Here is a 25674-nt window from a genome sequence, read left to right on the forward strand (position 1 = left end):
ATCCTCCGGCCTCGGCCAGCGCCCTCAGGCCGGTTATCGTGGCCTTCAGGTCGTGCTCATGTCCCCCATCGCGAAGAGCATCGCCGTGATGATCGGCACCATGATTTCCGATCCCGGCGGCATGCAGAGGCTCGCCGAGCAGTGGCGTGACTCGAAGCTGGGGGGCGAGGCCGTGGATCTCAACGACCTGAAGGCCACGATAACCGGCCTGAGGGCGCTGGCCGAGGCCGGAGGATGGAAGGGCGAGGCACGCGAGTTGTTCGATTCCTCCTCGGCCGCCTTCCTTGAGGAGACGGCCAAGCTCGAGAACCACCGGGTCAGTGCCGGTGACACCGTCGAGCAGGCCGCGCTCATCTTCCACGTCGGTGCCCAGGTGGTGTTCTGGTCCGCGCAGATCATGGCCTATCTGGCGGCCGTGGCCCTGGCCACCACGTTCGTTCCCGCGATGAGGGTGAGCGCGCAGATCGCGATACACCAGGCACTCAGAAGCATCGGCCAGGGCCTTGTGGCGCTGGTCAGGACGAAGATGAAGGTGATTCTCGCCGCCACCGCGGTTTTCGGCATCGTGAACATGTACAGCGCGACCCAGGCACAGTTGCTCCCCGGCCTGGAGGCCGTGACCGACAAGACGCCCGACTACGCGGGCTTGGGATTCGACTACCAGTCCGGCAGCCTCACCCCCTCGTTGGATCTGGGGGGCGCCAAGCAGCCCAGCGGCGGCGTCCTGGGCATGTTCTGACCTCGACCGGCCGATGATCACAAGGAGGACATGTGTTTCCCTTCAACTCCTCTCCCGGCGGTTTCCGCTTCGAGGATCTGGACCGCCTGGTCGAGGACGCCGAGCAGGTGAGATACCGTGCGGAGGTCGCGCGACGTGAGCTCGACGAGGTCACCGGCGAGGGCGAGAGCGCGAACGGCAGGGTCCGCGCGCGCACCGGCGCGGCCGGGCTCCTGCTGGAGGTGCGGCTCGATCCCCGGGTGATGGAGATGGGCAGCCAGGACCTGGCCGAGGAGGTGACGCTCGCCGTACGGCGGGCGCAGCAAGACGGCGACTACAAGCGGGAGCAGGTGCTGCGTGACGTTCTCGGCCCCTCCGGGCTGTCCACGGAGGAGCTCACCGACCCGTTCAAGGAGATCTCCGACGCCTTCGGCCGCTCCATGGACGAGCGGGAGGCCAGGGTCAGGGACGTGGGGCGCGAGCCCTACTGAGCCGACGGCGCCGGCCGTACGGAAGGTTCCCGCGGGCGAGACCTTCCGTACGGCGTGACCTGTACGGCGTGACCGAGGTCAGGGCTTCGTCGGCCTCGACTGCAACGGGTTCTCCGGTATCTGCAGCGGTTCCGGAGCCGGGGCGAGAGGCACCCCGAAGGGCTCGGGGGCGCCGCGGAGAGCCGTACCCGGGATCAGGCCGAAGAAGGAACCGATGCCCATGACCAGCTTCGGATCGGTGATGCCGGTCTTGCCCAGGGCTCCTCCCATCCCGGCGTTGAACCCTCCGGACACGAGCCCGAACGTCGCGAAGTTCTTCGCCATCTCCCCGGCGGACTTCCCACCCTGGAGCATGTCGTTCACCGGGGACGGGAGCGCCCCGGCCGTGACACCGGCGGCGAAGTTCATGCGCGCGGGGTGGGCCGCGTGCGCCTTGGACCACCACGTGCTGCCGAAGGGCAGCGCGGACGCGATCCCCGCGGCATTGGTGAGCTGCGCGTATCCGAGGCTGAAAGGCTGTACGAAGGACTGGCCGTTGAGCATCCGGCCGAAGCCCGCCGTGGCGTAGCCGCCGGCCCAGGACATGCCGAACACCTTCCAGTAGTTCGAGAGGGCCGTCAGGCTGGTCTTGCCGAAGGTGTACGACTCGGACCCGTTGAGCGTCCAGGCCTTCGCGACCCTGCTCCTGCCCCCGGCGATCCCCAGGCTCCTCAGGGTGGTTCCGAGGTTCTTCAGCAGCGCGGTCAGCCTCATCATGATGCTCCCGGTGGCGACCGCGCCCTTGGCGGCGATGTTCGCGCGGGCGGCCCACGCCACGTAGGCGCCCAGGGCTCCGGCGGTGAGGGAGATGGCGACGCTGGCCGCGATGGACATCCCGATGGACTTGATGAGTTCTTCCAGCGCGCGCTTGGTCTCGTGGCTGGCCTCCGCCGCCGCGTCGAGCACCTCGGCGACGACTTTGAGGTTCTCGCTGAGCGCCCTGCGCTCCTCGGGGCTGAGCTGTTTCCTGTTCACATCCTGGAAAGCCGACGACGCCGCGCCGGACCAGTCGGCCGGGGGTCTGTACGCCGTGGGCTGAAGCATCTCGTTCACGCCCTGGAGATCCCGGTCGAGCTGGCGGCAGGCCTCGGCCATCTTGGTCAGCTGCCGCTGATCCGCGTCGCTGCCCAGCGACGCGATCGCGTTGGAGAGCGTCCGGAAGAGATCTTCTATCGGATCTGCCATACCTGCTCCTTGCGTTCCCGCATCTACCTGCGCTCCTAATAGATCATTATTTCCCGCTCATCTGTCGACAAAAGGGAAAATTGGCGCGATGGATGTCCTACTGCTGAAGGCGGGCCGTCGGCGGCTGCTCCACGCGCACCGGTGCCCGCGCGGCCGCGGGGTCGAGCACCGGGCCCTCGGGGATCAGGAGCTTGAGCTGCGCGGGGAGTGGGGCGACGTCCTCCAGCGCATAGCCGAGGCTGCCCAGCGCCTCCGGGGACTGGATGGCGTGCCGTCGCCCCTGGTCTCCGATCAGGTAGAGCGACTGGACCGAGTCCAGCCTGTCGTTTCCCGGCAGCACTCCCACCAGGGCGCCGGTGCCGGGCGGGAGCACCACCTGGTCGGCCGCGTCCTGGTTGAACCGGCCTGCGGGCGGCGTGGGGATCCGTACGGTGCTCTCGATCGTCAGCGTGGCCCGGGTCGAGCCGCGCTCCGCGTCGGAGTAGACGGCGCAGAGCGGGTCCGTCGGATTCGGAGTGATGACCTTCGGCATGACCGTGGGAAGGCCGGCGGAGTCCAGGCTGGTGGCAGACACCTTCATTCCGTTCGCGCTGGCGGCGTCCGTCTCGATCGGCCGCACTTGCCGGTCGCCGTACGCCTTCTTACTGGCGGGGTTCTGCAACAGCAGGCTGACCTGGACGGGGGTGAGGCTCGCCAGTCCGTCGGAGAGCAGGACGTACCACTTCTCGGAGCCGCCGGCCAGCGCGGGCACCCGGTACACCCGGCCCACCGCGGACTGCTTCCCGTCGGGCCCGCGGGCCGCGCGGCCGAGGCCGGGAATCTTCGGGCCGCGGAAGTCGGCCCCGACGGGCAGCGCGTTGAGCCAGGCCGCGGGGACCTGGCGGCGCCCGCCCTCCGGCAGCGCCCGCACGCTGCCGACCGGTACGAGCATCCGCTGGTTCGACCAGAGCAGCCAGGTGTCGTTCCCCTCCTCGACGACCATGGCGCTGTCCGTCCCGATCGGGCGGCCTCCGACGTTCATGCCGCCGACCAGTGAGGTGTACAGCCGGCGCTCGCCGCGGGTGTCCACGCCCTCCACCACGCAGGCCGACCAGGGGGTACGGACCAGTTTGCCGGGGGCGGGCAGCGACTGGGGGGCGCCGGGGATGCCCACCATCGTGCCGCGCTGGAAGTCCGCGAGGGAGGCCGAGGTGACGGTGCGCACGGTCACCTCCCGCTCGCGTAGCAACAGCCGGGCGGAGGTGATGTTGGCGACCGGGAGCATCTCCTTCCGCGGCGCGCTGTAGACGAAGACCGCGCCCGACTCCTCCTCCACGATCACGGTCCCGGGCTCGGTGAGCGCGGTCGCGCCACCGGGGAAGAGCAGCCCGACTATGCCGAAGCCGACCGTCACCAGCACCGCGGCCAGCACACCGCAGAACATCGCCACGTTGAGCCTGCGCATCGGCGATTCGGGCAGGTCCGGCTCGCCCTGGAGCAGGGCCATGTTCAGGCGCTGGACCATCAGCTTGTGCGCCTGGTAGAGGTCACGACGGGTCTGCATGCCACCCCCACCTCGCCGCCTTCACCGGGGAACGATGGATGAGGAAACTCATCGCGCTCTCACCCGCCACTTTCGATCCGGGCCGGCCGCCATCCCCGGCGGTGGCCCAGCGGGGTCACCACCCTGGCCAGGACGGCCAGGAGCGCCAGCGAGAGGGAGAACAGGGCGACCCAGGCGGCGACCGCGATCCCATGGGAGTCCTCTGCGGGGACCCGTGGGATCGCGTCAGCCGGCAGCGGAGCGGCCTCGTCCGGAGCGATCGCCACCGACTCCGACGGCAGGATCGCCGAGACGGCCAGCAGCGGATTGATCACTCCCTCGCCGGTCCCGACCCCGGAGCCGCCACCGGCGGTCAGCTTGATGCGCCGATGCACGGCCAGGTGGTCCAGCCCGGGGTGACGGGCGCGCACCAGCGCCACGACTCCCGCGACGTACGGCGCGGCGAAGCTGGTGCCCTCCAGGCCCTCGCTGTAGGCCCTGCCCGGCGAGGTGGAGGTGAGGTCGACGCCGGGGGCGAGCACGGAGACCGGGGTGGTGGTGCTGGAGGAGGAGGCCCTGGTGCCGTCCGGGTTGGCCGAGCCGACGGAGATGACTCCGGGATAGGCGGCCGGGTAGGCGGGCGGGGAGGTGCCGTCATCCTTGGTGACGTTGCCCGCGGCGGCCACTATCACCACGTCCTGGGCCAGGGCGTAGTTCACCACCTTCCTCAGATCGGGCTGGTCGTACGCCTTGGCCGACACGTTGATCACGTCGGCGCCGAGCCGGACGGCCCGCAGTATCGCGTGGGCCAGCGACCCCGCCTCGCCGATGTCCTTGTTCGTGTGCTTGACGGATATCAGCTTGGCCTCCGGCGCGATGCCGGCGAACGGCACTCCCTTGATCTCACTCGCCCCGATGATGCCCGCGACCTCCGTGCCGTGCCCGATGCAGTCGCCCCCGCCCGTGCCGGTGAGGTCGATCAGCGACTTTCCCATCTTCGTCAGCTGCGGGTGTGTGACGTCCACGCCGCTGTCGACGATCGCGACCGTCACCCCCGCGCCCTTGGTCAGCTTCCACACCTCCGGCAGGTTGAAGCGCCGCTGGGCCCACGACTCCCTGATGCTCTTCGTCCCGCGGGGCGGGGAGCAGTCGGCCGCGCCTCCCACCGCCCCTCCCGCCGCCGAGGCGGGGACGGGAGCGGTGACGGTCAGCGCGAGCACTCCCGCGACAAACTTCCCACCAATCATTGAAACCCCCGAAACAGGTGGACGTCAGACAGCACTCTTCATCTCTCGAAGGGCCGGGCAGCGGCTCCACACCGTCCCATGGCCACGGGTGCGTGTCGCCCGATCTCTCCCGCCCGGTTCACCTGCTCCTGGAGCCCGGCGAGCATCCGGTCGGCGGCGCGGCCGGCCGCGCGGTCGGCGGCAGGGTCGGCAGCGGGGGAGAGCGGCGTCATGCTTCTCTCCTCCCACCGCGTTACCCGCGTTCGCCTCGGAGGTCATCCGCAGTTGGCCCAGCCCGTGCTGGTGCTGCCGCCGGGGCCGCCGCCGGAGATGCGCACGCACTTGCCCTTGGCCGGAAGGAAGACCGGGCCCGCGTAGTACTCGAAGTTGCCCCGGTCGGTTTTGGAACCGCCCCCCTGTACCTCCAGGGTGGCCCAGACCTGCGTCGCCTTTCCGACGTCGGCGGTCTTCATCGTGACCGCGCAGTTGGTGCCGGTGGAGGTGTTGTAGAGCTGGTAGGTCGTCCCGCCGCCGAACTGGGCGGACCGCTGCACGTAGTAACCCGATCCGCAGACCTGCTGCGGGCTGTAGGGGTTGGAACGCGGCGGCGCCGCCGCGGGCGGTTTCGGAGCGGTCGTGGTCGGTTTGGCGGTGGTCGGTTTGGCCGCGGGTGGTTTGGTGGTGGGCGGTGATTCCGGGGCCACGGCCGGAGGATTGGTGGTCGGCTTCGACGACGGCGGCTTGGCCTGTGTCGGGGCCGGTGGCTCGGGGGCCTCCCGTGTCGGGCTCGGCTCGGACCGCGTCGGGGGCGGTGGCTCGGGAGTCTCCCGGGTCGGGCTCGGCTTCGGCTGCGACGTCTGCTGAGGTTCTGTGGTTCGAGGAGTCGGCTTCTGCTTTTCCCCGGCCCTGGCGGTCGGCGTCGCCCTGGCCTTCTCCGTCTCCTTGGCCTTCTCCGTGGCCTGGGGCGGGGGAGCCGGCACGGCGGTCGGCAAGGGGGCGGCCGGAATCGTCGGCACCGCGGTCGGCGATGGGGTGAGCGGATCCAGTACCGGGGGTGTGGGGGCGTCGGTGGGCAGCTGCAACGGCCCGACGTCTCCCACCCGCGGCTCCGGTGTCGTGCCCCAGGGCACGGTCACCCGGTTGGCCGGGTCGTCCGTGGTGCCCTGGCCCGGATCCACATTGCTCTGGCCCGGGTCTCCGCCTGTCCCGCCCGGACCCGCACTCCCTCGGCCCGGATCTCCGCCCCCCTGCCCCTGCCACTGGCTCGCCAGCGCCAGCGGGGCCCTTTCGTTCGCGGCGGCCACCTGTCCGGCGTTGCCGAGGGAGGCGTAGTTTCCGGCGGCCCAGATTCCGAGGCCGGACATCAGGGCGACCACACCGACACCGGTCACCAGCATGAGGGGGAAACCGGCGGTCTTCCGCTGCTCCCTGGCGGGTTCGGTGATCACAGTCCCGCTCATCGGAGGCGGGCTTCCCGGCAGCGGCGGTGCGTTCCAGAGCGGCGTCGCCGGCGGCTGCACCGAGGCCGGGTACAGGGTCCCGTCCCGCAGGCCGGTGTTCGCGCCGGGGAGGTTCCCGCCGCCCTCGGCGGGCAGCGGGGAAGCCGGCAGGAGCGTTTCCACGGGCTGCTCACCGAGCAGCCGCAGCATGGCCGCGCCGGTGTCGGGCCGAGCCTCCGGGCGGCTGTCCAGGCAGACGGCGATGAGGGAACGGAGCCCGGACGGGATGCCGGTCAGGTTCGCCGGGCCCTCTGACGCCGTCTCGGGCCGCTCAAGGAGAGGCGGCTGACCGGTCGCCGCGTAGACGACCGTCGCGGCCCAGGCGAAGAGGTCCGCGGGCCTTCCGGCCACGGTGGCAGGGACCGGTGCCTGACCGGTGCCGGTCTCCGTGATCCGGGCGATGTCGCCGCCGGATCCGAACGCCGGGTGGATGTACTCGGGGGCGCGGTATCCCGGTTCGGAGCCGGTGTCGCCGAGGCCGATGTCGCAGACGCGGGGCCCGTCGGGGCCGAGGAGCACGGTGTCCGGGCTGAGACCGCCGTGGACGAGACCGGACAGGTGGATGGCCGTGAGCGCGGTGAGCATGCTGACGGCGAGCCGTTCCAGGGCGTCCCCGCTGAGCGGTCCGTCGGTGGTCACCGTCTCGCGCAGTGAACGGCCTCCCAGGTGCTCGCGGACCACATAGGGGGAGTCGTCGAACCAGCCGACCTCAAGGAGCCGGGCGGCGTGTGCGCCGGACACGCGCCTGGCGGCGTGCAGCTCGTTGGTGATTCGTTCGCGGGTCGGTGGGTCGGTGCCCGGACACGCCTCCAGCACGCGGATCACCCGGAGGGTGTCCTCGTCCAGTAGATGACCCAGGTAGACGGCCTGCGTGGGGTCTTCGACGAGCCGGCCGACCAGGAGATGGACGCCGATGCGCTTCGGATCTTCTTGCAGCAAAGGGTGCAAATCGCCCACGGAGGTTCCTATCGGCTCAAGTCTCTATATGTGTATTTATCGCTTTATTAGGCACCATCAAATCAAATCTGACCCACCCGGATCACCGTTTTCATCCGTTCTTCATGCTCTTTTGCCTGTCGGGGGTGGGATGACTGGTTTCATTTGCGCATCGGAGTAATGGCGAGATTGCTGCCGGTGACAAGGGCGGTCAACCTCATCCGCCTGACACACCGCCCCGGCGCCGGGAACCGGCCGGTGAGGCCGTACGAGGAGAGGTCACTCAGGGCGGGGACGGGATCCGGCGGTCCTAAGCTGGCCAGGGTGGGTGAGCCGGGCGGACGCCGGTGAGCGTCGCCCACGTCCCAACGCGAAACCAGGAGCAGTCTTGAGCCAGTACCCATGGGGTGAGGCGACCGCCACCGGCATCGGGTCGCATCCGGGGGAGGACCACGCCGAGGCGGTCAGGGTGGTCCTCGGCGAGTCGCCCGCGCTGCCGTACCTGCCGGAGCTGCCCGCCCGGGGCGTCGGCGCCGACATGATCGGGCGCACCGCGTCGCTCCTGCTGGAGATGCCCGTGGAGGTACAGCCGTCGGGCTGGCGGTTCGCCGACCGGCCGGGCCGTGACCTCAAACGCGCCCGCGACCATCTCATCCGCGACCTCGACGCCCTGGAGGAGGCGGCCCAGGGGTACGAGGGGCCCTTCAAGATTCAGGTGTGCGGGCCGTGGACGCTGGCCGGAGCGGTCGAGCTCAGGCACGGCGACAAGACGCTCGCCGACCCGGGGGCGGTGCGCGATCTGGTGGAGTCCCTGGCCGAGGGGCTCGCCGCGCACGTCGCCGACGTGCGCCGCAGGGTGCCGGGAGCCTCGCAGATCGTGGTGCAGATCGACGAGCCGGGGCTGCCGGGCGTCCTCGCGGGCACGGTGCCGACCGCCTCGGGCTTCGGGCGGCTGGCCGCGGTCGACCGTCAGGTCGCCGCGGACCGGCTCGGCGCGGTGTTCCCCGCGGGGACGTTCGCCGTCGTGCACTGCTGCGCCCCCGCCGTGCCCTTCCGCGTGCTGCGCGCGGCGGGCGCGGCGGGCGTCTCGCTCGACGCCCACCTGCTGAACAGGCGCGACGAGGACGCGATCGGCGAGACCGTCGAGGCGGGGACGGCTCTCTTCCTCGGTGTCGTGCCGGGGACGGACACGAGGCTCCCCGACGTCGGAGTGGTCGCCGGACCGGCCGTCGAGCTCTGGCGCCGTCTCGGCTTCCCCGCCGCGACGCTGGCCTCGCAGGTGGTGCTCACCCCGGCCTGCGGCCTGGCCGGAGCCTCGCCCGCCTACGCCAGGGCGGCCCTGGCCACCTGCCGCAAGGCCGCCCGGGTGCTGCAGGACGACCCCGGCGAGTGATCCCGGCCGCCGGGGGCTTCAACTGAGGGTAAGGAAGGACGCGGACTGTCGGTGCTCGAGGATACGTTTGGCTTGGCCGACGACGAGGGGAGAAGCGGCGATGGGCGCTGAGGTCGAGGGCGTGCCGGTGCGGGCGTTGGAGCGGCACGCGGAGCTGACCGAGCTGGTCGAGGAGGCCAACTGGCGCTACCACGTGCTCGACTCGCCCACCGTGAGCGACGCCCAGTACGACGGGTGGATGCGCGAGCTGCGCGAGCTGGAGGAGGAGAGCCCGACCCTCCGCACGCCCGACTCCCCCACCCAGAAGATCGGCGCGCCGATCTCCAGCGATTTCAATCCGGTCGAGCACCTGCAGCGGATGGAGAGCCTCGACAACGCTTTCAACGCCGAGGATCTCGCCGCCTGGCGGGCGAGGGCCGAGCGGCTGGCCGAGCGCGACCCCGCGCCCTACCTGTGCGAGCTGAAGATCGACGGTCTGGCGATCGCACTGGTCTACGAGAAGGGCCGCCTGACCAGGGGGGCCACCAGGGGCGACGGCCGCGTCGGTGACGACGTGACGGCCAACGTCCGCACGATCGCCAACGTGCCGCACCGCCTGACCGGCGACGACGTGCCCGACCTGGTGGAGGTCAGGGGCGAGGTCTACATCCCGGTCGAGGAGTTCAGGAAGCTCAACGAGCAGCTGGTCGAGACGGGCAAGGCGCCGTTCGCCAACCCGCGCAACTCCGCGGCGGGTTCCCTGCGGCAGAAGGATCCGCGCGTCACCGCGCAGCGGCCGCTGCACATGATCGTCCACGGGATCGGCAAGTGGGAGGGGACCGCCCCGCCCCGCACCCAGTCGGAGATCTACGACCGGCTCGCGGCGTTCGGCCTGCCGGTCAGCGACCTCTACCGGGTCGTCGACGACCTTGAGGGCATCAACGCCTTCATCGACTTCTACAACGAGCACCGTCACGACCCGGCCTACGAGATCGACGGCGTCGTGGTCAAGGTCAACCGCATCGAGCTCCAGCACAACCTGGGCTCCACCAGCCGGGCCCCCCGCTGGGCGATCGCCTACAAGTATCCTCCCGAGGAGGTCAACACCAGGCTCCTCGACATCCAGGTCGCGGTGGGCCGCACCGGCAGGGTCACGCCGTACGGGGTCATGGAGCCGATCGTGGTGGCCGGCTCCACCGTCGAGCGGGCCACGCTGCACAACGCCTCCGAGGTCGCGCGCAAGGGGGTGCTGATCGGCGACACCGTGGTGCTGCGCAAGGCGGGCGACGTCATCCCCGAGATCGTCGGTCCGGTCGTCGACCTGCGCGGCGGCACCGAGCGGGCGTTCGTGATGCCGGAGCGCTGCCCGGAGTGCGACACCGAGCTGGCGTACGAGAACGAGGGCGACGCCGACCTGCGCTGCCCCAACACCAGGGCGTGTCCCGCCCAGCTCCGCGAGCGCATCTTCTTCGCGGCCGGCCGCAGGGCCTTCGACATCGAGGGGCTGGGCTACGTGGCGGCCACCGCGCTGACCCAGCCGCTGCCGCCGCAGGAGCCGCCGGTCCGCACCGAGGCAGACCTGTTCGATCTGACGATCGAGCAGCTGCTGCCGATCAGGTCTGTGGTCCGCGATCCCGACACCGGGCTGCCCAAGACCGATCCGGAGGGCGGCGAGCAGAAGATCGTCACCTTCTTCGCCAACCAGAGCGGCGAGCCGAGCAAGAACGCCGAGAAGATGCTGGAGCAGCTGGAGAAGGCCAAGAGCCAGCCGGTCTGGCGGGTGCTCGTCGCGCTCTCCATCCGGCATGTCGGCCCCCCGACCGCCCAGGCGATCGCCGCGGAGTTCGGTTCCATCCACGCGATCGCGAAGGCCTCCGAGGAGGAGCTCGCCGCGGTCGAGGGCGTCGGCCCGCGGGTGGCCGCGGCGATCCGCGACTGGTTCGAGGTCGACTGGCACCGGGAGATCATCAAGCGCTGGGCGGACGCCGGGGTCCGGATGGTCGACGACCCGCCGGCCGAGCAGCTCCCGCAGACCCTGGCCGGGCTGACCTTCGTGGTGACCGGCACGCTCGCCGACTTCACCCGCGACGAGGCCGGTGAGGCCCTGGCCGCCCGAGGTGGCAAGGTCGCGGCGTCGGTGTCGAAGAAGACCTCCTTCGTGGTGGTCGGAGAGAACGCGGGTTCCAAGTTCGACAAGGCCGTGAAGCTCGGCGTGCCGATCCTCGACGAGGCCGGTTTGCGAGTCCTGCTGACCGAGGGGCCCGAGGCGGCGGCGGAGGTGACGGTGCGGCCCGAGGAGTGACCGGACCGCCCCGCCGCCGTGCGCAAGAACGCGTGAATTTTCAGTGACGGACCGTGCGCAATCGGTTTCGCGAAGTGGCCCATAGGTCGTACTCTCCCATAGTGAACTAATGGGGGTTTTGTTACTCATGGCCGACCCAACCGACACTCGCGATACCGGACCGCGTCTGGGATCGCCCCTCTGGGCCTATCTCGCCGCCGTCATCTCGGTCGGGTTCGTCGTCCTGGTCGTGTCCCAGCTGAGCATGGACACGGCCGAGATCGTGGAACTCGCCCGAAGCCCGCTGTTCTGGATGCTCACGGTCCTTGTCGTGCTGGGCGAGTTGCGGCCGGTGGTCCTGTCGTCGTCGCTGACCGTGGGCGGCACCTACCCGTCGACCATGTTCACCTTCGCCGCGCTGCTCCACTACGGCCTGCCGATCGCGGTGCTGCTGCAGGCGGTCGCCATGGTCGTCAACGGGGCGGTCACCCGTAAGGCGTGCCACCGGGTCATGTTCAACATCGCCCAGGTGACACTGGCCTGCACGGCCGCCGGGGTGGTGCTCGGCCTCTTCGGCGACCAGCCCGTCACGGTGGGCACCGGGGTGCCCGACGGCGCCGACCTGCTGGCGATCGGGCTGGCCGGGCTGGCCTACTTCGTGGTCCGGGCCGCGCTGGTCTCCGGCGCGGTGGCGCTGCACGAGCGCAGGTCGATCCACCGGGTGGTCAAGACCACGATCGGTCACCAGAGCCTCGTCTACGCCGGGCTGCTCGGTCTGGCCCCGCTCGTCGTGGTGGTGATGAACCACTCGCCGGCCCTGGTGCCGCTCTTCCTGGCGCCCATGCTGGCCGTCTACTTCACGGCCAGCATGTCGGTTCGCCGCGACCACCAGGCGATGCACGACGGCCTGACCGGCCTGCCCAACCGCAAGATGCTCGTGCTCAGCACGGAGGAGGCGCTCGCCGAGGCGCGGGAGGGCGAGCGGGTCGGCCTGTTCCTGCTCGACCTCGACCGGTTCAAGGAGATCAACGACACCCTCGGGCACCCGGTCGGCGACCGGCTCCTGCAGATGGTCGCGCACCGGCTCACCCACAGCGTCCGTCCTGGTGACGTGGTGGCCCGGCTCGGCGGCGACGAGTTCGCCGTCCTGCTGCCCTCGGTCAGGGACGCCGCGGCGGCCAGGGAGGTGGCGGCGCGCCTGCGGGTGGCGATCACCGAGCCGGTACGGCTGGAGGGCATGAGCTTCGACCTGGACGCCTCGTTCGGCATCGCCATCTACCCCGACCACGCACCGGACTTCGAGATGCTCCTGCAACGCTCCGACGTGGCGATGTACCTGGCGAAGGAGAGCAGGACCGGGGTCGAGATCTACGCCGCCGACAAGGACCGCAACAGTCCCGAGCGGCTCACCCTCCTCGGTGACCTGCGCAGGGCCATCGACCGCTCCGAGCTGCGGCTGCACTACCAGCCCAAGCTCGACCTGTCGGGAGGGCAGGTGCGGGGCGTGGAGGCGCTGCTGCGATGGCGCCACCCGGAGCGGGGGATGATCTCCCCGGGAGAGTTCGTGCCGATGGCCGAACAGTCGTATCTGATGCGCCACCTCACCGGATACGTCATCGACGCGGCCCTGGAGCAGGCCGCCCACTGGTGGCACACCGGCCTGCACGAGCAGATCTCCGTCAACGTCTCGGCCCGCGACCTTCTCGATTCGGCGCTCTCCGACCAGCTGGGAGCGGGCCTGGCGCGATACCGGCTGCCGCCCAAGGCGATCCAGCTGGAGGTCACCGAGCGCATCCTGATGACCGACCAGGCGTACACCGCCGACGCGGTCCGCGCCCTGGCCTCGCTGGGTGTGCCGCTCGCGCTCGACGACTTCGGCACCGGCTACTCCTCGCTGGTCCGCCTGCAGCGTCTGCCGGTGGCCGAGGTCAAGATCGACTCCTCGTTCGTCCGCCGGATCGGCGAGTCCAAGGACGACGAGCGGATCGTCCGCTCGATCGTCGACCTGGTCCGCTCCCTCGGCCTGCGTTCGGTCGCCGAGGGCGTCGAGTCGGCCGAGGTGGCCGAGCGCCTGGCGGACATGGGGTGCGATCTGGGCCAGGGCTGGCTGTTCGCCAAGCCCATGTCAGCCGCGGACGCGACAGTATGGTTACGCAAGCATCGAGGGCTCGCCCCGCACGACTTCGGCTTCCTGCGCCCCACCGAAATCCTCAACCCCCAGCGGGCCTAGCTCCCGGATCTTCCGCCTGCCGCGGCCGGACGGTCGGTGCCTCGCACATGCCGCGGTGGCCGGTGACAATCCGGCGAGGCGGGACCCGGCCGTTCTGTCCCGCGAGTTTTCCGTCCAGGTCCTGGGCGATGGCGGTCGCCGTCGGGTACGGCGCGGGTATCACATCCGGCCGGCCAGAGCCCGGCCGCCATGGCCGGCACCGGTTCCGTGTCACGTTGTGTCACATCCGTTTGTCGGGCATTAAAACGTTCTTGGCATAGGTGTGCAAGATCCTGCTTTGGCGGCGATTCTCCAATGGGACGGGGCCGCGATCGCGGGGCGCCCGGGACCGAACGCGAGGTGGAACGTGATTCGGGGTGCGAGCTGGGACGCCGCTGCACCGGTGCTCCTGACCGGCCGGGCGGGAACGTTTCAAGCCGGGCCCGCGGCGCGCCTCCGCGACCCGATGCCCATGGCGGCGACGTGGATCATCGGGCCTCCCGGCAGTAAAACGTTTCGTAATCTCCCGAGGGCAGGGGCACGGCGCGGCCGATGTACGGCGATCTCGGCGGGCGACGGCAACCGGCTCAGGGCCTCCCGGATCGGTGCGCACCGGACAGGCCGGGAGCCGATTTCTCCGGCCTGGCGGGCCGGGGGCGGTCTGACCGCTTCGAGTAAGAGATCTTCGGTTGGTTGCGACGGTGTTAATGAGTCGGGACCCTCAGGTCGCGAGCCATAGGATGACAGTGTCCAATTGCCATTCCACGAAACGGGTTCAACGACTCATGTCCGCCATAACCCGCGACGAGGTCGCTCACCTCGCCCGGCTGTCCCGGCTGGCGCTGGCCGACGAGGAGCTCGACCACTTCGCCGCCCAGCTCGATGTGATCATCGGTGCGGTTGCCCGCGTCGCCGAGGTGGCGGCCGACGACATCCCGCCGTCCTCGCACGCGTTGCCGCTCACCAACGTCTACCGCCCCGACGAGGTGCGGCCAGGACTGACGCCGGAACAGGCGCTGTCAGGCGCCCCGGCAGTCGAGGACGACCGCTTCCGCGTGCCGCGCATCCTTGGGGAGGAAGCATGAGCCTCATCCACAAGACCGCCGCGGATCTGGGCGCGCTGATCGCCGCCGGAGAGGTCTCCGCCGTCGAGGTCGCCCAGGCCCATCTCGACCGGATCGCCGCCGTCGAGCCGCAGGTCAACGCCTTCCTCCACGTCAACGCCGAGACGACCCTGGAGCAGGCGCGGGCCGTCGACGCCCGCCGGGCCGCCGGCGAGGAGCTCGGCCCGCTGGCCGGCGTGCCGATCGCGCACAAGGACGTCTTCACCACCGTCGACATGCCGACCACGGCTGGATCCAAGATCCTTGAGGGCTATCGCCCGCCGTACGACGCCACCGTGACCCGCCGGCTGCGCGAGGCCGGCCTGGTGATCCTCGGCAAGACCAACCTGGATGAGTTCGCGATGGGCTCCTCCACCGAGAACTCCGCCTACGGCCCCACCCGCAACCCGTGGGACCTGTCCCGCATCCCCGGCGGCTCCTCCGGCGGCTCGTCCGCCGCGGTCGCCGCCTACGAGGCCCCGCTGTCCACCGGCACCGACACCGGCGGCTCGATCCGCCAGCCCGCCGCGGTCACCGGCATCGTGGGCATGAAGCCGACCTACGGCGGCTCGTCCCGCTACGGCCTGATCGCCTTCGCCAGCTCGCTCGACACGCCGGGCCCCTTCGCCCGCAACGTGCTGGACGCCGCGCTGCTGCACGAGGCGTTCTCCGGCCACGACGTGATGGACGCGACCTCCGTCGACGCCCCGGTGCCCTCGGTCGTGGCGGCGGCGCGCAACGGCGACGTGGCCGGGCTGCGCATCGGCGTGGTCAAGGAGTTCGGTGGCGACGGCTACCAGGCGGGTGTGCTCGCGCGCTTCCACGAGACAGTGGAACTGCTGGAGTCGCTGGGCGCGAAGGTCTTCGAGGTCTCCTGCCCCTCGTTCACCACCGCCCTCCCGGCGTACTACCTCATCGCCCCCTCGGAGTGCTCCTCCAACCTGGCCCGCTTCGACGCCATGAGGTACGGCCTGCGCGTCGGCGACGACGGCACGCGCAGCGCCGAGGAGGTCATGGCCCTGACCAGGGCCCAGGGCTTCGGCCCCGAGGTCAAGCGCCGCATCATCCTCGGCACGTACGCGCTGTCCAGCGGTTACTACGACGCCTACTACGGCCAGGCGCAGAAGGTCCGCACGCTCATCGCGCGCGACTTCGAGGCCGCCTTCCAGCAGGTGGACGTGCTCATCTCGCCGACGACGCCCACCACGGCGTTCCCGATCGGCGAGCGCGCCGACGACCCCATGGCGATGTACCTGGCCGACCTGTGCACCATCCCGACCAACCTGGCGGGCAACGCGGCCATCTCCGTGCCGTGCGGCCTGGCGGACGAGGACGGCCTGCCGGTCGGTCTGCAGATCATGGCTCCGGTGCTCGGCGACGACCGCTGCTACCGGGTCGGTGCCGCGGTCGAGAAGGCCCTCCAGGCGCGGTGGGGCGGCAGCCTGCTGTCCAGAGCCCCGGAGCTATAAGGGTTTTCTGGATTTCGGGGCGAGGGGGCGACAGGTGACAGGGAGAACGGCGGCATGATCACTCGGATCGAGATCGACGGGTTCAAGTCCTTCTTGAGCTTCGATCTCGATGTGCCGCCCTTCCTCGCGCTGGTCGGACCCAACGCGAGCGGCAAGTCGAACCTCTTCGACGCCGTGGGGTTCGTGGCGGCCGAGATCGAGGGGCCGGGCGGGCTGCTGGGCGCGACCCGCGGGCTGCCGGGCGAGCAGTTCCACCGGGTCGCCCACGGTTCCGCCGTGGGCGGGTTCGTCGTCTCGGTGGAGGCGCTGGTCACCCCGGAGCCCGGCTCCGTGGTGCCGGTCAGGTTCGACGTGGGTGCGGAGATGGTGCTGAAGATCCCCAGATCCAGCGGGGCCGTCGTCAGCCACGTGGCCCAGCGGATCCCGCACGAGCTGCTGGATCTCCTGGTCGAGGACCCGGATCCGGAGGGCACGCCCCGCCGTACGGTCTCCTCGTGGCGCCGCTATTCGCCGTCCCCGGCGGCGATGCGCCGCCGCTGCCCCTCGGCCAACCGGGGACCGCTCGCGGCCGACGGCGCGAACCTGGCCGCGGTGCTCGGGCGGATGGCCGGTACGGAGGCGCTGGCCGACCTCGTGGTCGACCTCGCGGGGGTGCTCCCCGACGTCACCGGGCTGGTGCCGCGCACCGACCGGAGGGAATGCTCCTTCGACCTGCTCGTCGACGGCCAGGGAGCGGTGCCGGCCACGCTGCTCTCCGACGGCACCCTGCGGGTCCTCGGCCTGCTGACCGCCCTGCACGACCCCGACCACCCGGGCACGCTGCTGGTGGAGGAGATCGAGAGCGGCGTCCATCCGGGGCGCCTCGGCGAGCTGCTGCGGCGGGTGCGCCAGAGGACCTCCGGGCCGGGGGGTGCCGAGCCGCCGCGGCAGGTGATCCTCACCAGCCAGTCCCCGATCGTCGTCGCGGAGGTCTACCGGACCGAGCCGGACGCGCTGACGTTCCTCGACACCGCGGTCCGCGTCGACCCCGACAACGACCGGGTGTCGCGGGTGACCGTGGCCAAGCCGATCCAGCCGGACGGTGAGCCGGGCACGTTCGTCTCACCCCGGCAGGTCCGCAAGTACCTGGGCGCGGCCGCATGAGCCGCCCGCTGGTTCCCGGACTCATCGCGGAGGGGGAGACCGACGAGGGCTTCCTCAGCATCGTGATCGCCAGGCAGCTGCGCGAGCTCACCTGGATGTCACCGTACGCGGTGGACGTCAAGGAGACCGAGGTCGTCTCGCACGACCGGGAGCACATGGTCACCGCGCTGGAGGAGCTCGCGGCCGACTGCCACCTGCTCTTCACCCACGACGACGCGCGGGAGCGGCGCCGTAGCGACGGCGTCCGCTATCACTCGCACTACCTGGTGCCGGTGATCGGACTTGGCGACACCGAGGCCTGGCTGCTCGCCGACCGCGCGGTGTGGGCGGGGCTGGCGGGCAGTGACCTCGGCGGGCTGCCCACGCGGCCCCGCGACGTCGAGAGGATCGCCGATCCCGCGGGGGTGCTGGCCGCAACCGTCCCCCGGCGTGGCAAGCCGGTCCGCGACTACTTCGAATACATAGGACGCAACATCGATCTCGCCGTCCTGGCCCAGGTGCCCGCCTACGCGAACTGGGTGGCCGAGACGAGGAACGCTTTGAAGGGACTTGGTTACCTGTGAGTGCGGAGAGAATCCGACGCAGTGAGCGTAGTGGCGCGCGAGGGACGAGCGCTCCGCGTAGCGAGGGAGGAGCGGTGAACGACAATGAGCGCTGAGAGAATCCGACGCAGTGAGCGTAGTGGCGCGCGAGGGACGAGCGCTCCGCGTAGCGAGGGAGGAGTGGTGAACGACAGTGAGCGCTGAGACACTGATGCCGTACGACGAGGCGCTGGAGCGCTTCGAGCCGGTGCTGGGCCTGGAGACGCATGTCGAGCTGGGCACGGCGTCGAAGATGTTCTGCGGCTGCCCGACCACGTTCGGCGCCCCGCCGAACACGCACGTCTGCCCGGTCTGCCTGGCGCTGCCCGGTTCGCTGCCCACGACCAACGCCGCCGCGATCGAGTCGACGATCCGTATCGGCCTGGCGCTCAACTGCTCCATCGCCGAGTGGTGTCGGTTCGCCCGGAAGAACTACTTCTATCCGGACATGCCGAAGAACTACCAGATCAGCCAGTACGACGAGCCGCTCTGCTTCGACGGCTACCTCGACGTCGAGGTCGACGGCAGGACGGTGCGGATCGAGATCGAGCGCGTCCACCTGGAGGAGGACACCGGCAAGTCCACCCATGTGGGCGGCGCGACCGGCCGCATCCACGGGGCCGACTACTCGATCGTCGACTACAACCGGGCCGGCATCCCGCTGGTGGAGATCGTCACCAAGCCGATCCCGGGGACCGACAGGCTCGCTCCCGAGGTCGCCCGCGCCTACGGCACCGAGCTGCGCGAGCTGGTGCGCGGTCTCGGCGTCTCGGACGTACGCATGGAGGAGGGCTCCATGCGCTTCGACGTCAACGTCTCGCTCATGCCGCGTGGCTCCTCGGAGTGGGGCACCCGTACCGAGACCAAGAACGTCAACTCGCTGCGCAGCGTCGAGCGCTCCGTACGGGGTGAGATCGAGCGCCAGGCCGCGATCCTGGCCGACGGCGGCCGGATCATCCAGGAGACCCGCCACTTCCACGAGAACACCGGCACCACCACCTCGGGGCGGTCCAAGGAGGAGGCGCAGGACTACCGCTACTTCCCCGAGCCCGACCTGGTGCCGATCGCCCCCGACCCCGCGTGGGTCGCCGAGCTCAAGGCGGCCCTGCCGGAGCTGCCGGGCGTGCGGCGCAAGCGGCTCCAGCAGGAGTGGGGCGTGTCGGACCTGGACATGACGTCCATGCACAACGCCGACGCCATCGGCCTGGTCGAGGCGACGGTCGCCGCCGGGGCCCCGCCCGCGGACGCCCGCAAGTGGTGGATGGGCGAGCTGGCCCGCCGCGCCAACGAGGCGGGGCTCTCGCTGGGCGCGCTGCGGATCACCCCGGACCAGATCGCCAGGGTGTGCGCGATGGTCGCCGGGGGAGCGCTGAACGACAAGCTGGCCCGCCAGGTGCTGGAGGGCGTGCTGAACGGCGAGGGCTCCCCAGACGAGGTGGTGGCCGCCCGCGGCCTGCAGATCGTCAACGACGAGGGCGAGCTGATGGAGATCATCGACCAGGTCCTGGCCGGCAACGCCGACGCGGCGGACAAGGTCCGCAACGGCAAGGTCGCCGCCGTCGGCGCCCTGGTCGGCGGCGTCATGAAGGCCAGCCGGGGCAAGGCCGACGCGGGCCGGGCCAGGGAACTCATCCTGGAGCGCCTCGGCGTCTCCGGGTAGGCCGCGCGCAGGATCCCGGGCGCGCTTTTCAGCTGGTCCGGCAGGACGCTGTGAACGGTGCCCCCGCCTCTCCGACGGGGGCACCGTCGTGACCGCCGTGCTCGGTGCCGTCCGGGTTTCGTACCGGCCACCGGGCGGACCCGCAAGGCGAGGTCAGGCGGGGGCGGCCTGGGCGGCGACGAGTTGTGCGTACTTGCCGCCGGTGGCCATCAGCTCGTCGTGGGTGCCGCGTTCCACGATGCGGCCGGAGTCGACCACCAGGATCAGGTCGGCGTCCCGGATGGTGCTCAGCCGGTGGGCGATGACGATCCGGGTCTGGGTGAGCCAGAACAGGTTGGACTCGATGGTCGCCTCGGTGGTGCTGTCCAGGTTGCTGGTGGCCTCGTCGAGCAGCAGGATCTTCGGCCGGGGCAGGATGGCGCGGGCCAGGGAGAGCCGCTGGAGCTGGCCGCCGGAGAGACCGCCGCCGTCGGTCAGCACCGTCTCGTACCCCATCGGCATCGCCATGATCTCCTCGTGCAGCGCCGCCACCTCGGCCGCGGCGACCACTCGTTCCAGGGGTGCGTCGGGAAGGTTCAGCGCGATGTTCTCCCGGATCGAGCCGTTGAACAGGGAGGTGGCCTGGCCGACCACGCCGAACTGGCGGCGCAGGGTGCGCAGGTTGAGCTCGGAGGCCGGGACGCCGTCGTAGAGGATCTCGCCCTCCACCGGGGTGTGCAGCGTCAGGAGCAGCCTGGCCAGCGTGCTCTTGCCCGAGCCCGAGGCGCCCACCAGCGCTACCTTCTGCCCCGGCCGGATGGAGACCGAGACGTCCCGCACCACCCACGGGCCGCGGGGGTCGTGCCGGAAGCCCACGCCGCGCAGCTCCACCGCACCGCGCAGCCGCAGCACCTCGATGCCCTCGCTGGGCTCGGGCTCGGAGGCCAGGATGTCGGACAGGCGGTCGAAGTGCGCGCCCACCTGCTGCAGGCTCTGCAGGCCGGTCATCAGCGAGCCGAGCGGGGTCAGGGCGCCGAGCGCGATGGCGTTGAGCGCGATCAGCGCGCCCACGGTCAGCTGCCCGTCGAGGACCCGCCACGCGCCGAGCCAGAGCAGCCCGAGCGGGGCGATCACCCGGCTCGCGGACAGCGCGGCCTCCACCAGGCCCTGGGTGAGGCCGTTGCGCACGTCGGCGTTGAGCTGCTGGGCGAAGTGGGCCGACCACTGCTCCACCGCCCGCTTCTCGGCCCCGGACGCCTTCAGCGTCTCGATGCCGGCGATGGCCTGGATGAGGCTGCTCTGCGACGCGGAGAAGGCGGTCAGCTCCTGCTGGGTGAGCAGGTTGATCCGGCGGGTGGTGGCCAGCACCAGCAGCCCCTGGAAGGCGACCACGCCGGTCAGCGCCAGCCCGAAGACGGGGTCCCACACGTACACGAGCACGAGGTAGCCGACGGCGAGCGGACCGTCCAGCAGCGCCGCCACGATCTGGCCGGTGAGGATGTCGCGCAGCGTGGAGACGCTGGCGGCCCGGGTCAGCAGGTCGCCCTTGCCGCGCTGCGCGAAGTAGCGGTACGGCAGCGTCACCAGGTGGCCGATCACCCCCTCGGTGAGCTCCTGGTCGGCGCGGGCCCGTACCGCCACCAGCAGCGCCGCCCGCAGGTAGCCGATCACGAACTGGGCCAGCCCGGCCAGCAGCACGGCCCCGCCCAGCAGGGGCAGCAGGTCCGCGCCCTGGGACGGGATGATCCTGTCGATCAGCAGCTGGGAGAAGAAGGGCAGGGCCAGCCCCAGCAGTTGCAGCAGCAGCGAGGCCGCGACGACCTGGGCGAGCAGGCCGCGCCGGCGCCGGAACAGGGTCCGGACGAACTCGCGCCGCCAGGCGCTCGCCATCGAGGACGTGCCGCGGTGGAACCCCTCGCCGGGTTCGAAGACCAGCAGCACGCCGGTGAACCCGGCGCTGAACTCCTCCGCGGTCAGCCTGCGGCGGCCCCGCCCCGGGTCGACGATGTCCACCCGGTCGGGCGACCAGCGCTCGACCACCACGAAGTGGTTGAACTCCCAGTGCGCGACCGCGGGGAGCGGAACGCGCGCCAGGTCCTCGGGCGCGAGCGAGAAGGCGCGCGCCTTCAGGCCGTGCTCGCGGGCGCCGTCCACGATGGCCTTGGCGCTCAGGCCGTCCCTGCCGACCTGGAGCCGTTCGGCCACCTGGTGCAGGGTGGTGCGCTGGCCGTGGTGGCAGAGCACCATGGCCAGGCACGCGGCGCCGCACTCGGTGACGGTGTTCTGCAGCAGGACCGGTACGCGACTCCTCATCCGCCGGCTCCCAGCGCGAGCGCGATCAGCGTGGCGCCGGCCGCCAGGACGGCGGCCACCAGGATCCACAGCAGCAGGAACGACGGGCCGCTGATCACCAGCGGCATCCGGGCGACGGAGCGGGTCTCGGCATGCCGGCGCAGTGCCTCCGCCCGGTAGATGGGCCGTCCCGGCGGGCCGCCTCCGGGAGGGGACCCCGCCGGCTGCCCTCCCGGAGGCGCTGACGGGGAATGCGGCCGGTGGCCGGGCGGGGGCGTCGGCGGGGCCGCCGCCGGGGGGCGCTGCGGAGGGGCCGGAGGTGAGTACGGCGCCCGGGGACGGTACCCCTCGGTGTCCTCCCAATGGCCGGCCCGGTGCCGGCCGGGTGCGGGGACGGCCTGGGTGCGGTCCGGGTCGATCACGACCAGTGCCATTCGACCGTGGCCGCGGCGCGGCGCTCCACCAGCCAGCCGGCGAACGCGGCGCGCCCGGCGGCGGCCAGTGTCTCCCGGTCGTCGGTGGCCGGGCTCCTGTGCAGGACGGCGCCGGTCAGGAAGCCGCCGTCCGGCAGCTCCACCGGGCCGACGATCCCGCCGGGCGGCGTACCGCGCAGGGGCGCGGGCAGATCCGCCTCCCAGCGGGTCGCGAAGGTCACCGTGGCCTCCCCGGTGTCCCCGAGCGAGGCCAGACCGGTCAGGAGGTCGGACACGGTGCCGGCGGTCACCTTCTCCTCGCCGGTGACCCACACGGCCCTGACCCGGGCGAAGTCGCCGGGGCTCGCGGCCAGGTGGGCCCGGGCCAGTTCCACCTCCTTGCCCCGGCGGAACCGGCGGCGGCGGGCGATCCCGGTGATGTACGCCTCGAACTGCTCGCCCGACATGCCGGCCTCGGCCATCCAGGCCAGGGTCGACTCGCGGTCGTGCAGTCCCCGGCCCCTGCGGAACTCGTCGGCCGTGGCCTGGAGGTCGGCGGCGCTGAGCGGTTCGGTCTCGTCGACGGCCTCGACGAGCAGGCACTGGTCGACGATCTCCTGGTACGGCGACGCGTCCCGCCGGGAGAGCGAGCGCAGCATGGTCAGCGCCTGGGGGACCGTCACGTCCACGTCGTTGACGCTGACCAGGTGCCCGGCCGCCCAGTGCGTCGAGTGGTCGATCAGCCAGGGCACCCCGTCCTCCGGCGGGGCGGTCAACGCGACCGTGCCGCCATCGGGATGGTCGAGGAGCAGGTCGTAGTCGACCACCGGGGTCCCGGGGCGCCGGTCGACGACGAGCCGCGCCCGGATCTCCGGGTGCCGCGCCGCCCACTCGCCGGCCGTGCGCCGGGCCTCGGCGACACCTACGCTGCGGCGGGGGAGCGCGCGCAGCAGGGAGACCCCTGACTCCAGGGTCTTGGCGAAATCGGTCACGGTGTTCCTCCGTCCATGAGCCAGCCCGCGATCGCGTCGCTGACGGGCAGCCCGGTCCACAGCTCGACGAACCCCCACGCGCCGTTGGAGTTCAGCTCCAGGAGGACGTACTCGCCGTCGGGGGTGACGATGAAGTCCAGTGCCGCGTAGGTCAGCCCGACGTCGGCGACCAGCCGGGCGCAGCGCGACGCCACCTCGGCGGGCATCTCGTGTACGCCGTACCTGACCCGGTCGTTGTCGTAGTGCCGCCAGTCGTCCCTGGCCGCACGGGAGCCCGACGCGTCGATCTCGGCCGCGAACACCCGCGTTCCCACGACGATCACCCGCAGCTCGACCGCCTTGGGGACGTAGGGCTGCAGGATGACCGGCTCGTGCTGGATCCGGTGCCGGGAGGTCAGGTGGCGGCGGGTGACCACGGTCGTGTACGCGCGGTGCTCGGCGCCGTCGACCTGGAACGGCTCGGCGGTGATCTGCTTGGCGATCAGCCGCCCCTCCGCCGCCTCGTACGCGTCCGCCAGCTCCGCGGGGTCGTTGGTGTAGACCGTGTCGGGTACGGAGAAGCCCAGCTCGATCGCCCGCGCCATGTGGAAGATCTTGTTGTGCGCGCGGCGCTCGTCCGCTCGGCGGCCGGGGAGCCAGCGCGCGGTCAGCAGGCTCCACACCCCGTCCAGCATGAACTCCGCCTGCTCGTCGACGTGCGCACGGTGGCTCGGTTCGGTCACGGTGCCGGCAGCCGAGGGTCTGCCCGGCCGGCTGCGCCACACCGCGGTGACTCGGGACAGGTCGACCGTCTCCGCGCCGGTGTCCAGCATCAGCCGCCGCTCCCCGCCGGTGAACGACGCGGTGATCCGGCTGCGCCCCGGGAAGTCGCCGGTGTCCCACCACAGCACCGGCGGGCCGGTGCCGTCACCGGTATCGTCACCGACCAGCCGGGCGCCGCGCCGCCGGAGCGCGGCCAGCACTCTTTCCGCGGCCCCGTCCCCACGGCTGCTGACTATCAGAATCACTGCCCGGCCCCATCTGCGTAGGCGCGGCGGAACAGGTTTCCCATCCCGCCGCGCCGCGTTCGATCCAGTACGCCGACCGGGGGCGCGGCCCGTCCTACGGCGAGACGGCCTCCCGGCACCGGCGGAGTGGCTTGATCAGCCGTCGATCCACTCGCGGCGGCAGGGCCCCGACCCGTCGTAGGTCAGCGCCCATCCGCCCCGGCCGCCGTCGACCCCGCCCAGCTCGGCCTCGGTCAGCTCGGCGCCCTCGAAGGGCAGGTCGTCGATCGCGATCTTCGACATGATCACTCCTCTCGGCCGCGTGAGGCGGCACGGTCGTATCGGACTAGCGGTCGTGTGCTCGGACTAGTACTGCCACCACTCGCACGGCAGGCCCTTCTTCCACGCGCTGACGGACCACGGCCTGCCGCCGGACACCTCGCCCAGCTCGGCCTCGGCCAGTTCGGCGCCCTCGAAGGGCAGGTCGTCGATCGTGATCTTCGACATGATCACTCCTCTCGGCCGCGTCGTCGCGACCCCCGCTGGTCTTCCGGTCCCGTGATCGGGAGCCGGTCACCGGGTGCTCGTTCTCGGCCCCGGTCGTGCGGAGAAATCTAGGAATGAACACTTGTGGGTCACTTGTGCCCTGGTTGTGTCCAGGATCGGAGGTTCCTGCCCGTCGTGGCCGCCTCCGGACGATCCGTGGGACCGGGCGGCCCCCCGCGCGGCCCGGCCCGTCGAAGCGGTCCCCGTCCCCCTGGATCCGGGAAACGCGCAGAAAAGCGCCCGGCGATCGGCGGGGATTTTTCATGTGGTAATTCATATTTCTGAAATTCAACAGGTATTGACGAAATTCTTGATGGCTTGCAAAGTGATCACTGCAGTCCCGCAATTCACTCTGGTATGACCTGACCTCACATTCGGAGAGCGCGAAAAATGAGAAGGTTCCTGGCACTCGCCGCCGCGACGTTGACGGCTGCGGCGGGAATGGCCGCCGCGGCGGTTCCCGCTCAGGCAGCCCCTGTGAACAGGCTTTCCGTCCTGTCGGCGCTCCCGGCGGTGGACGCCGTGGTCGTCGCCGACGGGGTGCGCCTGCGGACCAGCGCCGGCGGGTCGACGGTTATCGGCTATCTCTATTACGGCGATTACGGACAGGTGCTGAATCCGAACTCGACGAGTGGCTGGTGCAATTTCCGGCTGGGCGGAAGATCGGCCTCGGGACTGGCGGCGGGCACCACGGGATGGGTCTCGTGCAGCTACCTGGCCAGAGAGGACGGTCTGGGCACCGACGGCTCGGACGTCGACACCCTGCGGGGATAGGCCCGGCCGCCCGGCTCCCCACGGCCGGGCGGCCGTTTTCCGTTGTGAAACCCCGTGCGAGATCCCGTACGAAACCCCGCGTGAATTCCCGTGCGAAACCCCGTCGTCGCGCGAGGCTTCGACATCGCGTGAGCCCCCGGCGTCGCGCAAGGCCCCAGCGCCGCAGCGCCAACAACGGCATCCTTCTCCCGCCCGCCTTCCCGGGCGACGCGCCCAGATAGGAGTCTCACGATGAGCACGGAAACGAACAAGGACGTG

The 25674-nt window shown here is 71.0% G+C and carries 22 protein-coding genes; 11 read left to right on the forward strand and 11 right to left on the reverse strand.

What is annotated here, in order from left to right:
* Both ABZ260_RS17495 and ABZ260_RS17500 read left to right on the forward strand, forming a co-directional pair.
* The coding region (locus ABZ260_RS17495; protein WP_355618252.1) for a hypothetical protein at window positions 1-739 on the forward strand (739 nt) is incomplete at its 5' end.
* Between the two features lie 32 nt (window positions 740-771).
* Window positions 772-1209, forward strand: coding sequence for a YbaB/EbfC family nucleoid-associated protein (locus ABZ260_RS17500; protein ID WP_355618255.1), 438 nt, complete (start codon window positions 772-774; stop codon window positions 1207-1209).
* Between the two features lie 78 nt (window positions 1210-1287).
* Here ABZ260_RS17500 and ABZ260_RS17505 read toward each other — a convergent pair whose 3' ends face one another.
* The 5 genes from ABZ260_RS17505 to ABZ260_RS17525 all read right to left on the reverse strand — a co-directional run bounded on the left by ABZ260_RS17505 (window position 1288) and on the right by ABZ260_RS17525 (window position 7637).
* Entirely contained in the window at window positions 1288-2433 is a 1146-nt protein-coding gene (locus ABZ260_RS17505; RefSeq protein ID WP_355618258.1) for a hypothetical protein, read from the reverse strand.
* Window positions 2434-2530: 97 nt separating this feature from the next.
* The gene (gene eccB / locus ABZ260_RS17510) at window positions 2531-3976 is read right to left on the reverse strand and encodes a type VII secretion protein EccB (RefSeq protein ID WP_355618261.1); all 1446 of its coding nucleotides are present in this window, start codon (window positions 3974-3976) and stop codon (window positions 2531-2533) included.
* 59 nt (window positions 3977-4035) lie between these two features.
* The gene (locus tag ABZ260_RS17515; RefSeq protein WP_355618264.1) at window positions 4036-5202 is read right to left on the reverse strand and encodes a S8 family serine peptidase; all 1167 of its coding nucleotides are present in this window, start codon (window positions 5200-5202) and stop codon (window positions 4036-4038) included.
* Between the two features lie 38 nt (window positions 5203-5240).
* Window positions 5241-5414 (reverse strand): hypothetical protein, encoded by a 174-nt coding sequence (locus ABZ260_RS17520; protein WP_355618267.1) that lies wholly within the window; start codon window positions 5412-5414, stop codon window positions 5241-5243.
* A gap of 42 nt (window positions 5415-5456) precedes the next feature.
* A complete protein-coding gene (locus tag ABZ260_RS17525; protein ID WP_355618270.1) occupies window positions 5457-7637 on the reverse strand; it encodes a serine/threonine protein kinase in 2181 nt (726 codons plus the stop codon).
* Window positions 7638-8004: 367 nt separating this feature from the next.
* On the opposite strand from ABZ260_RS17525, the gene ABZ260_RS17530 reads away from it, so the two are divergent.
* The 8 genes from ABZ260_RS17530 (at window position 8005) to gatB (ending at window position 19434) form a co-directional block, all read left to right on the forward strand.
* A complete protein-coding gene (locus ABZ260_RS17530) occupies window positions 8005-9009 on the forward strand; it encodes a methionine synthase (protein ID WP_355618273.1) in 1005 nt (334 codons plus the stop codon).
* A 100-nt stretch (window positions 9010-9109) separates the two neighbouring features.
* Window positions 9110-11290, forward strand: coding sequence for an NAD-dependent DNA ligase LigA (gene ligA / locus ABZ260_RS17535; protein ID WP_355618276.1), 2181 nt, complete (start codon window positions 9110-9112; stop codon window positions 11288-11290).
* Between the two features lie 127 nt (window positions 11291-11417).
* On the forward strand, window positions 11418-13499 hold the full coding sequence (locus tag ABZ260_RS17540; RefSeq protein WP_355618279.1) for an EAL domain-containing protein: 2082 nt from the start codon (window positions 11418-11420) through the stop codon (window positions 13497-13499).
* Window positions 13500-14263: 764 nt separating this feature from the next.
* Window positions 14264-14563, forward strand: a complete 300-nt coding sequence (gene gatC / locus ABZ260_RS17545) for an Asp-tRNA(Asn)/Glu-tRNA(Gln) amidotransferase subunit GatC (protein WP_030913706.1) — start codon at window positions 14264-14266, stop codon at window positions 14561-14563.
* Window positions 14560-16050 carry an Asp-tRNA(Asn)/Glu-tRNA(Gln) amidotransferase subunit GatA gene (gene gatA / locus ABZ260_RS17550; protein WP_350914656.1) on the forward strand — a complete coding sequence of 497 codons (1491 nt, stop codon included), beginning with the start codon at window positions 14560-14562 and terminating at the stop codon, window positions 16048-16050. Before gatC ends, gatA begins: the two co-directional genes overlap by 4 nt.
* Before the next feature lie 54 nt (window positions 16051-16104).
* Window positions 16105-17193, forward strand: coding sequence for an AAA family ATPase (locus ABZ260_RS17555; RefSeq protein ID WP_350914659.1), 1089 nt, complete (start codon window positions 16105-16107; stop codon window positions 17191-17193).
* Entirely contained in the window at window positions 17190-17756 is a 567-nt protein-coding gene (locus ABZ260_RS17560) for a hypothetical protein (RefSeq protein WP_355618284.1), read from the forward strand. Before ABZ260_RS17555 ends, ABZ260_RS17560 begins: the two co-directional genes overlap by 4 nt.
* Before the next feature lie 172 nt (window positions 17757-17928).
* On the forward strand, window positions 17929-19434 hold the full coding sequence (gatB, locus tag ABZ260_RS17565) for an Asp-tRNA(Asn)/Glu-tRNA(Gln) amidotransferase subunit GatB (RefSeq protein ID WP_350914665.1): 1506 nt from the start codon (window positions 17929-17931) through the stop codon (window positions 19432-19434).
* Window positions 19435-19587: 153 nt separating this feature from the next.
* Here gatB and ABZ260_RS17570 read toward each other — a convergent pair whose 3' ends face one another.
* From ABZ260_RS17570 to ABZ260_RS17595, 6 genes are all read right to left on the reverse strand, one after another.
* The gene (locus ABZ260_RS17570) at window positions 19588-21726 is read right to left on the reverse strand and encodes a peptidase domain-containing ABC transporter (RefSeq protein WP_355618288.1); all 2139 of its coding nucleotides are present in this window, start codon (window positions 21724-21726) and stop codon (window positions 19588-19590) included.
* Window positions 21723-22139, reverse strand: coding sequence for a hypothetical protein (locus ABZ260_RS17575; RefSeq protein WP_355618291.1), 417 nt, complete (start codon window positions 22137-22139; stop codon window positions 21723-21725). Before ABZ260_RS17575 ends, ABZ260_RS17570 begins: the two co-directional genes overlap by 4 nt.
* Window positions 22124-23110 carry a TIGR04500 family putative peptide maturation system protein gene (locus ABZ260_RS17580; RefSeq protein WP_355618294.1) on the reverse strand — a complete coding sequence of 329 codons (987 nt, stop codon included), beginning with the start codon at window positions 23108-23110 and terminating at the stop codon, window positions 22124-22126. Before ABZ260_RS17580 ends, ABZ260_RS17575 begins: the two co-directional genes overlap by 16 nt.
* Window positions 23107-24117 carry an MvdC/MvdD family ATP grasp protein gene (locus ABZ260_RS17585; RefSeq protein ID WP_355618297.1) on the reverse strand — a complete coding sequence of 337 codons (1011 nt, stop codon included), beginning with the start codon at window positions 24115-24117 and terminating at the stop codon, window positions 23107-23109. The genes ABZ260_RS17580 and ABZ260_RS17585 overlap by 4 nt, the downstream gene beginning before the upstream one ends.
* A gap of 135 nt (window positions 24118-24252) precedes the next feature.
* Window positions 24253-24399 (reverse strand): putative ATP-grasp target RiPP, encoded by a 147-nt coding sequence (locus tag ABZ260_RS17590; protein WP_355618300.1) that lies wholly within the window; start codon window positions 24397-24399, stop codon window positions 24253-24255.
* A 63-nt stretch (window positions 24400-24462) separates the two neighbouring features.
* Window positions 24463-24603, reverse strand: coding sequence for a putative ATP-grasp target RiPP (locus tag ABZ260_RS17595; RefSeq protein WP_355555083.1), 141 nt, complete (start codon window positions 24601-24603; stop codon window positions 24463-24465).
* Between the two features lie 429 nt (window positions 24604-25032).
* On the opposite strand from ABZ260_RS17595, the gene ABZ260_RS17600 reads away from it, so the two are divergent.
* Window positions 25033-25416, forward strand: a complete 384-nt coding sequence (locus ABZ260_RS17600) for a hypothetical protein (RefSeq protein WP_355618303.1) — start codon at window positions 25033-25035, stop codon at window positions 25414-25416.
* Window positions 25417-25674: the final 258 nt, after the last annotated feature.

The organism is Streptosporangium sp. NPDC006013, from assembly GCF_040614275.1.
GTDB lineage: Bacteria > Actinomycetota > Actinomycetes > Streptosporangiales > Streptosporangiaceae > Streptosporangium.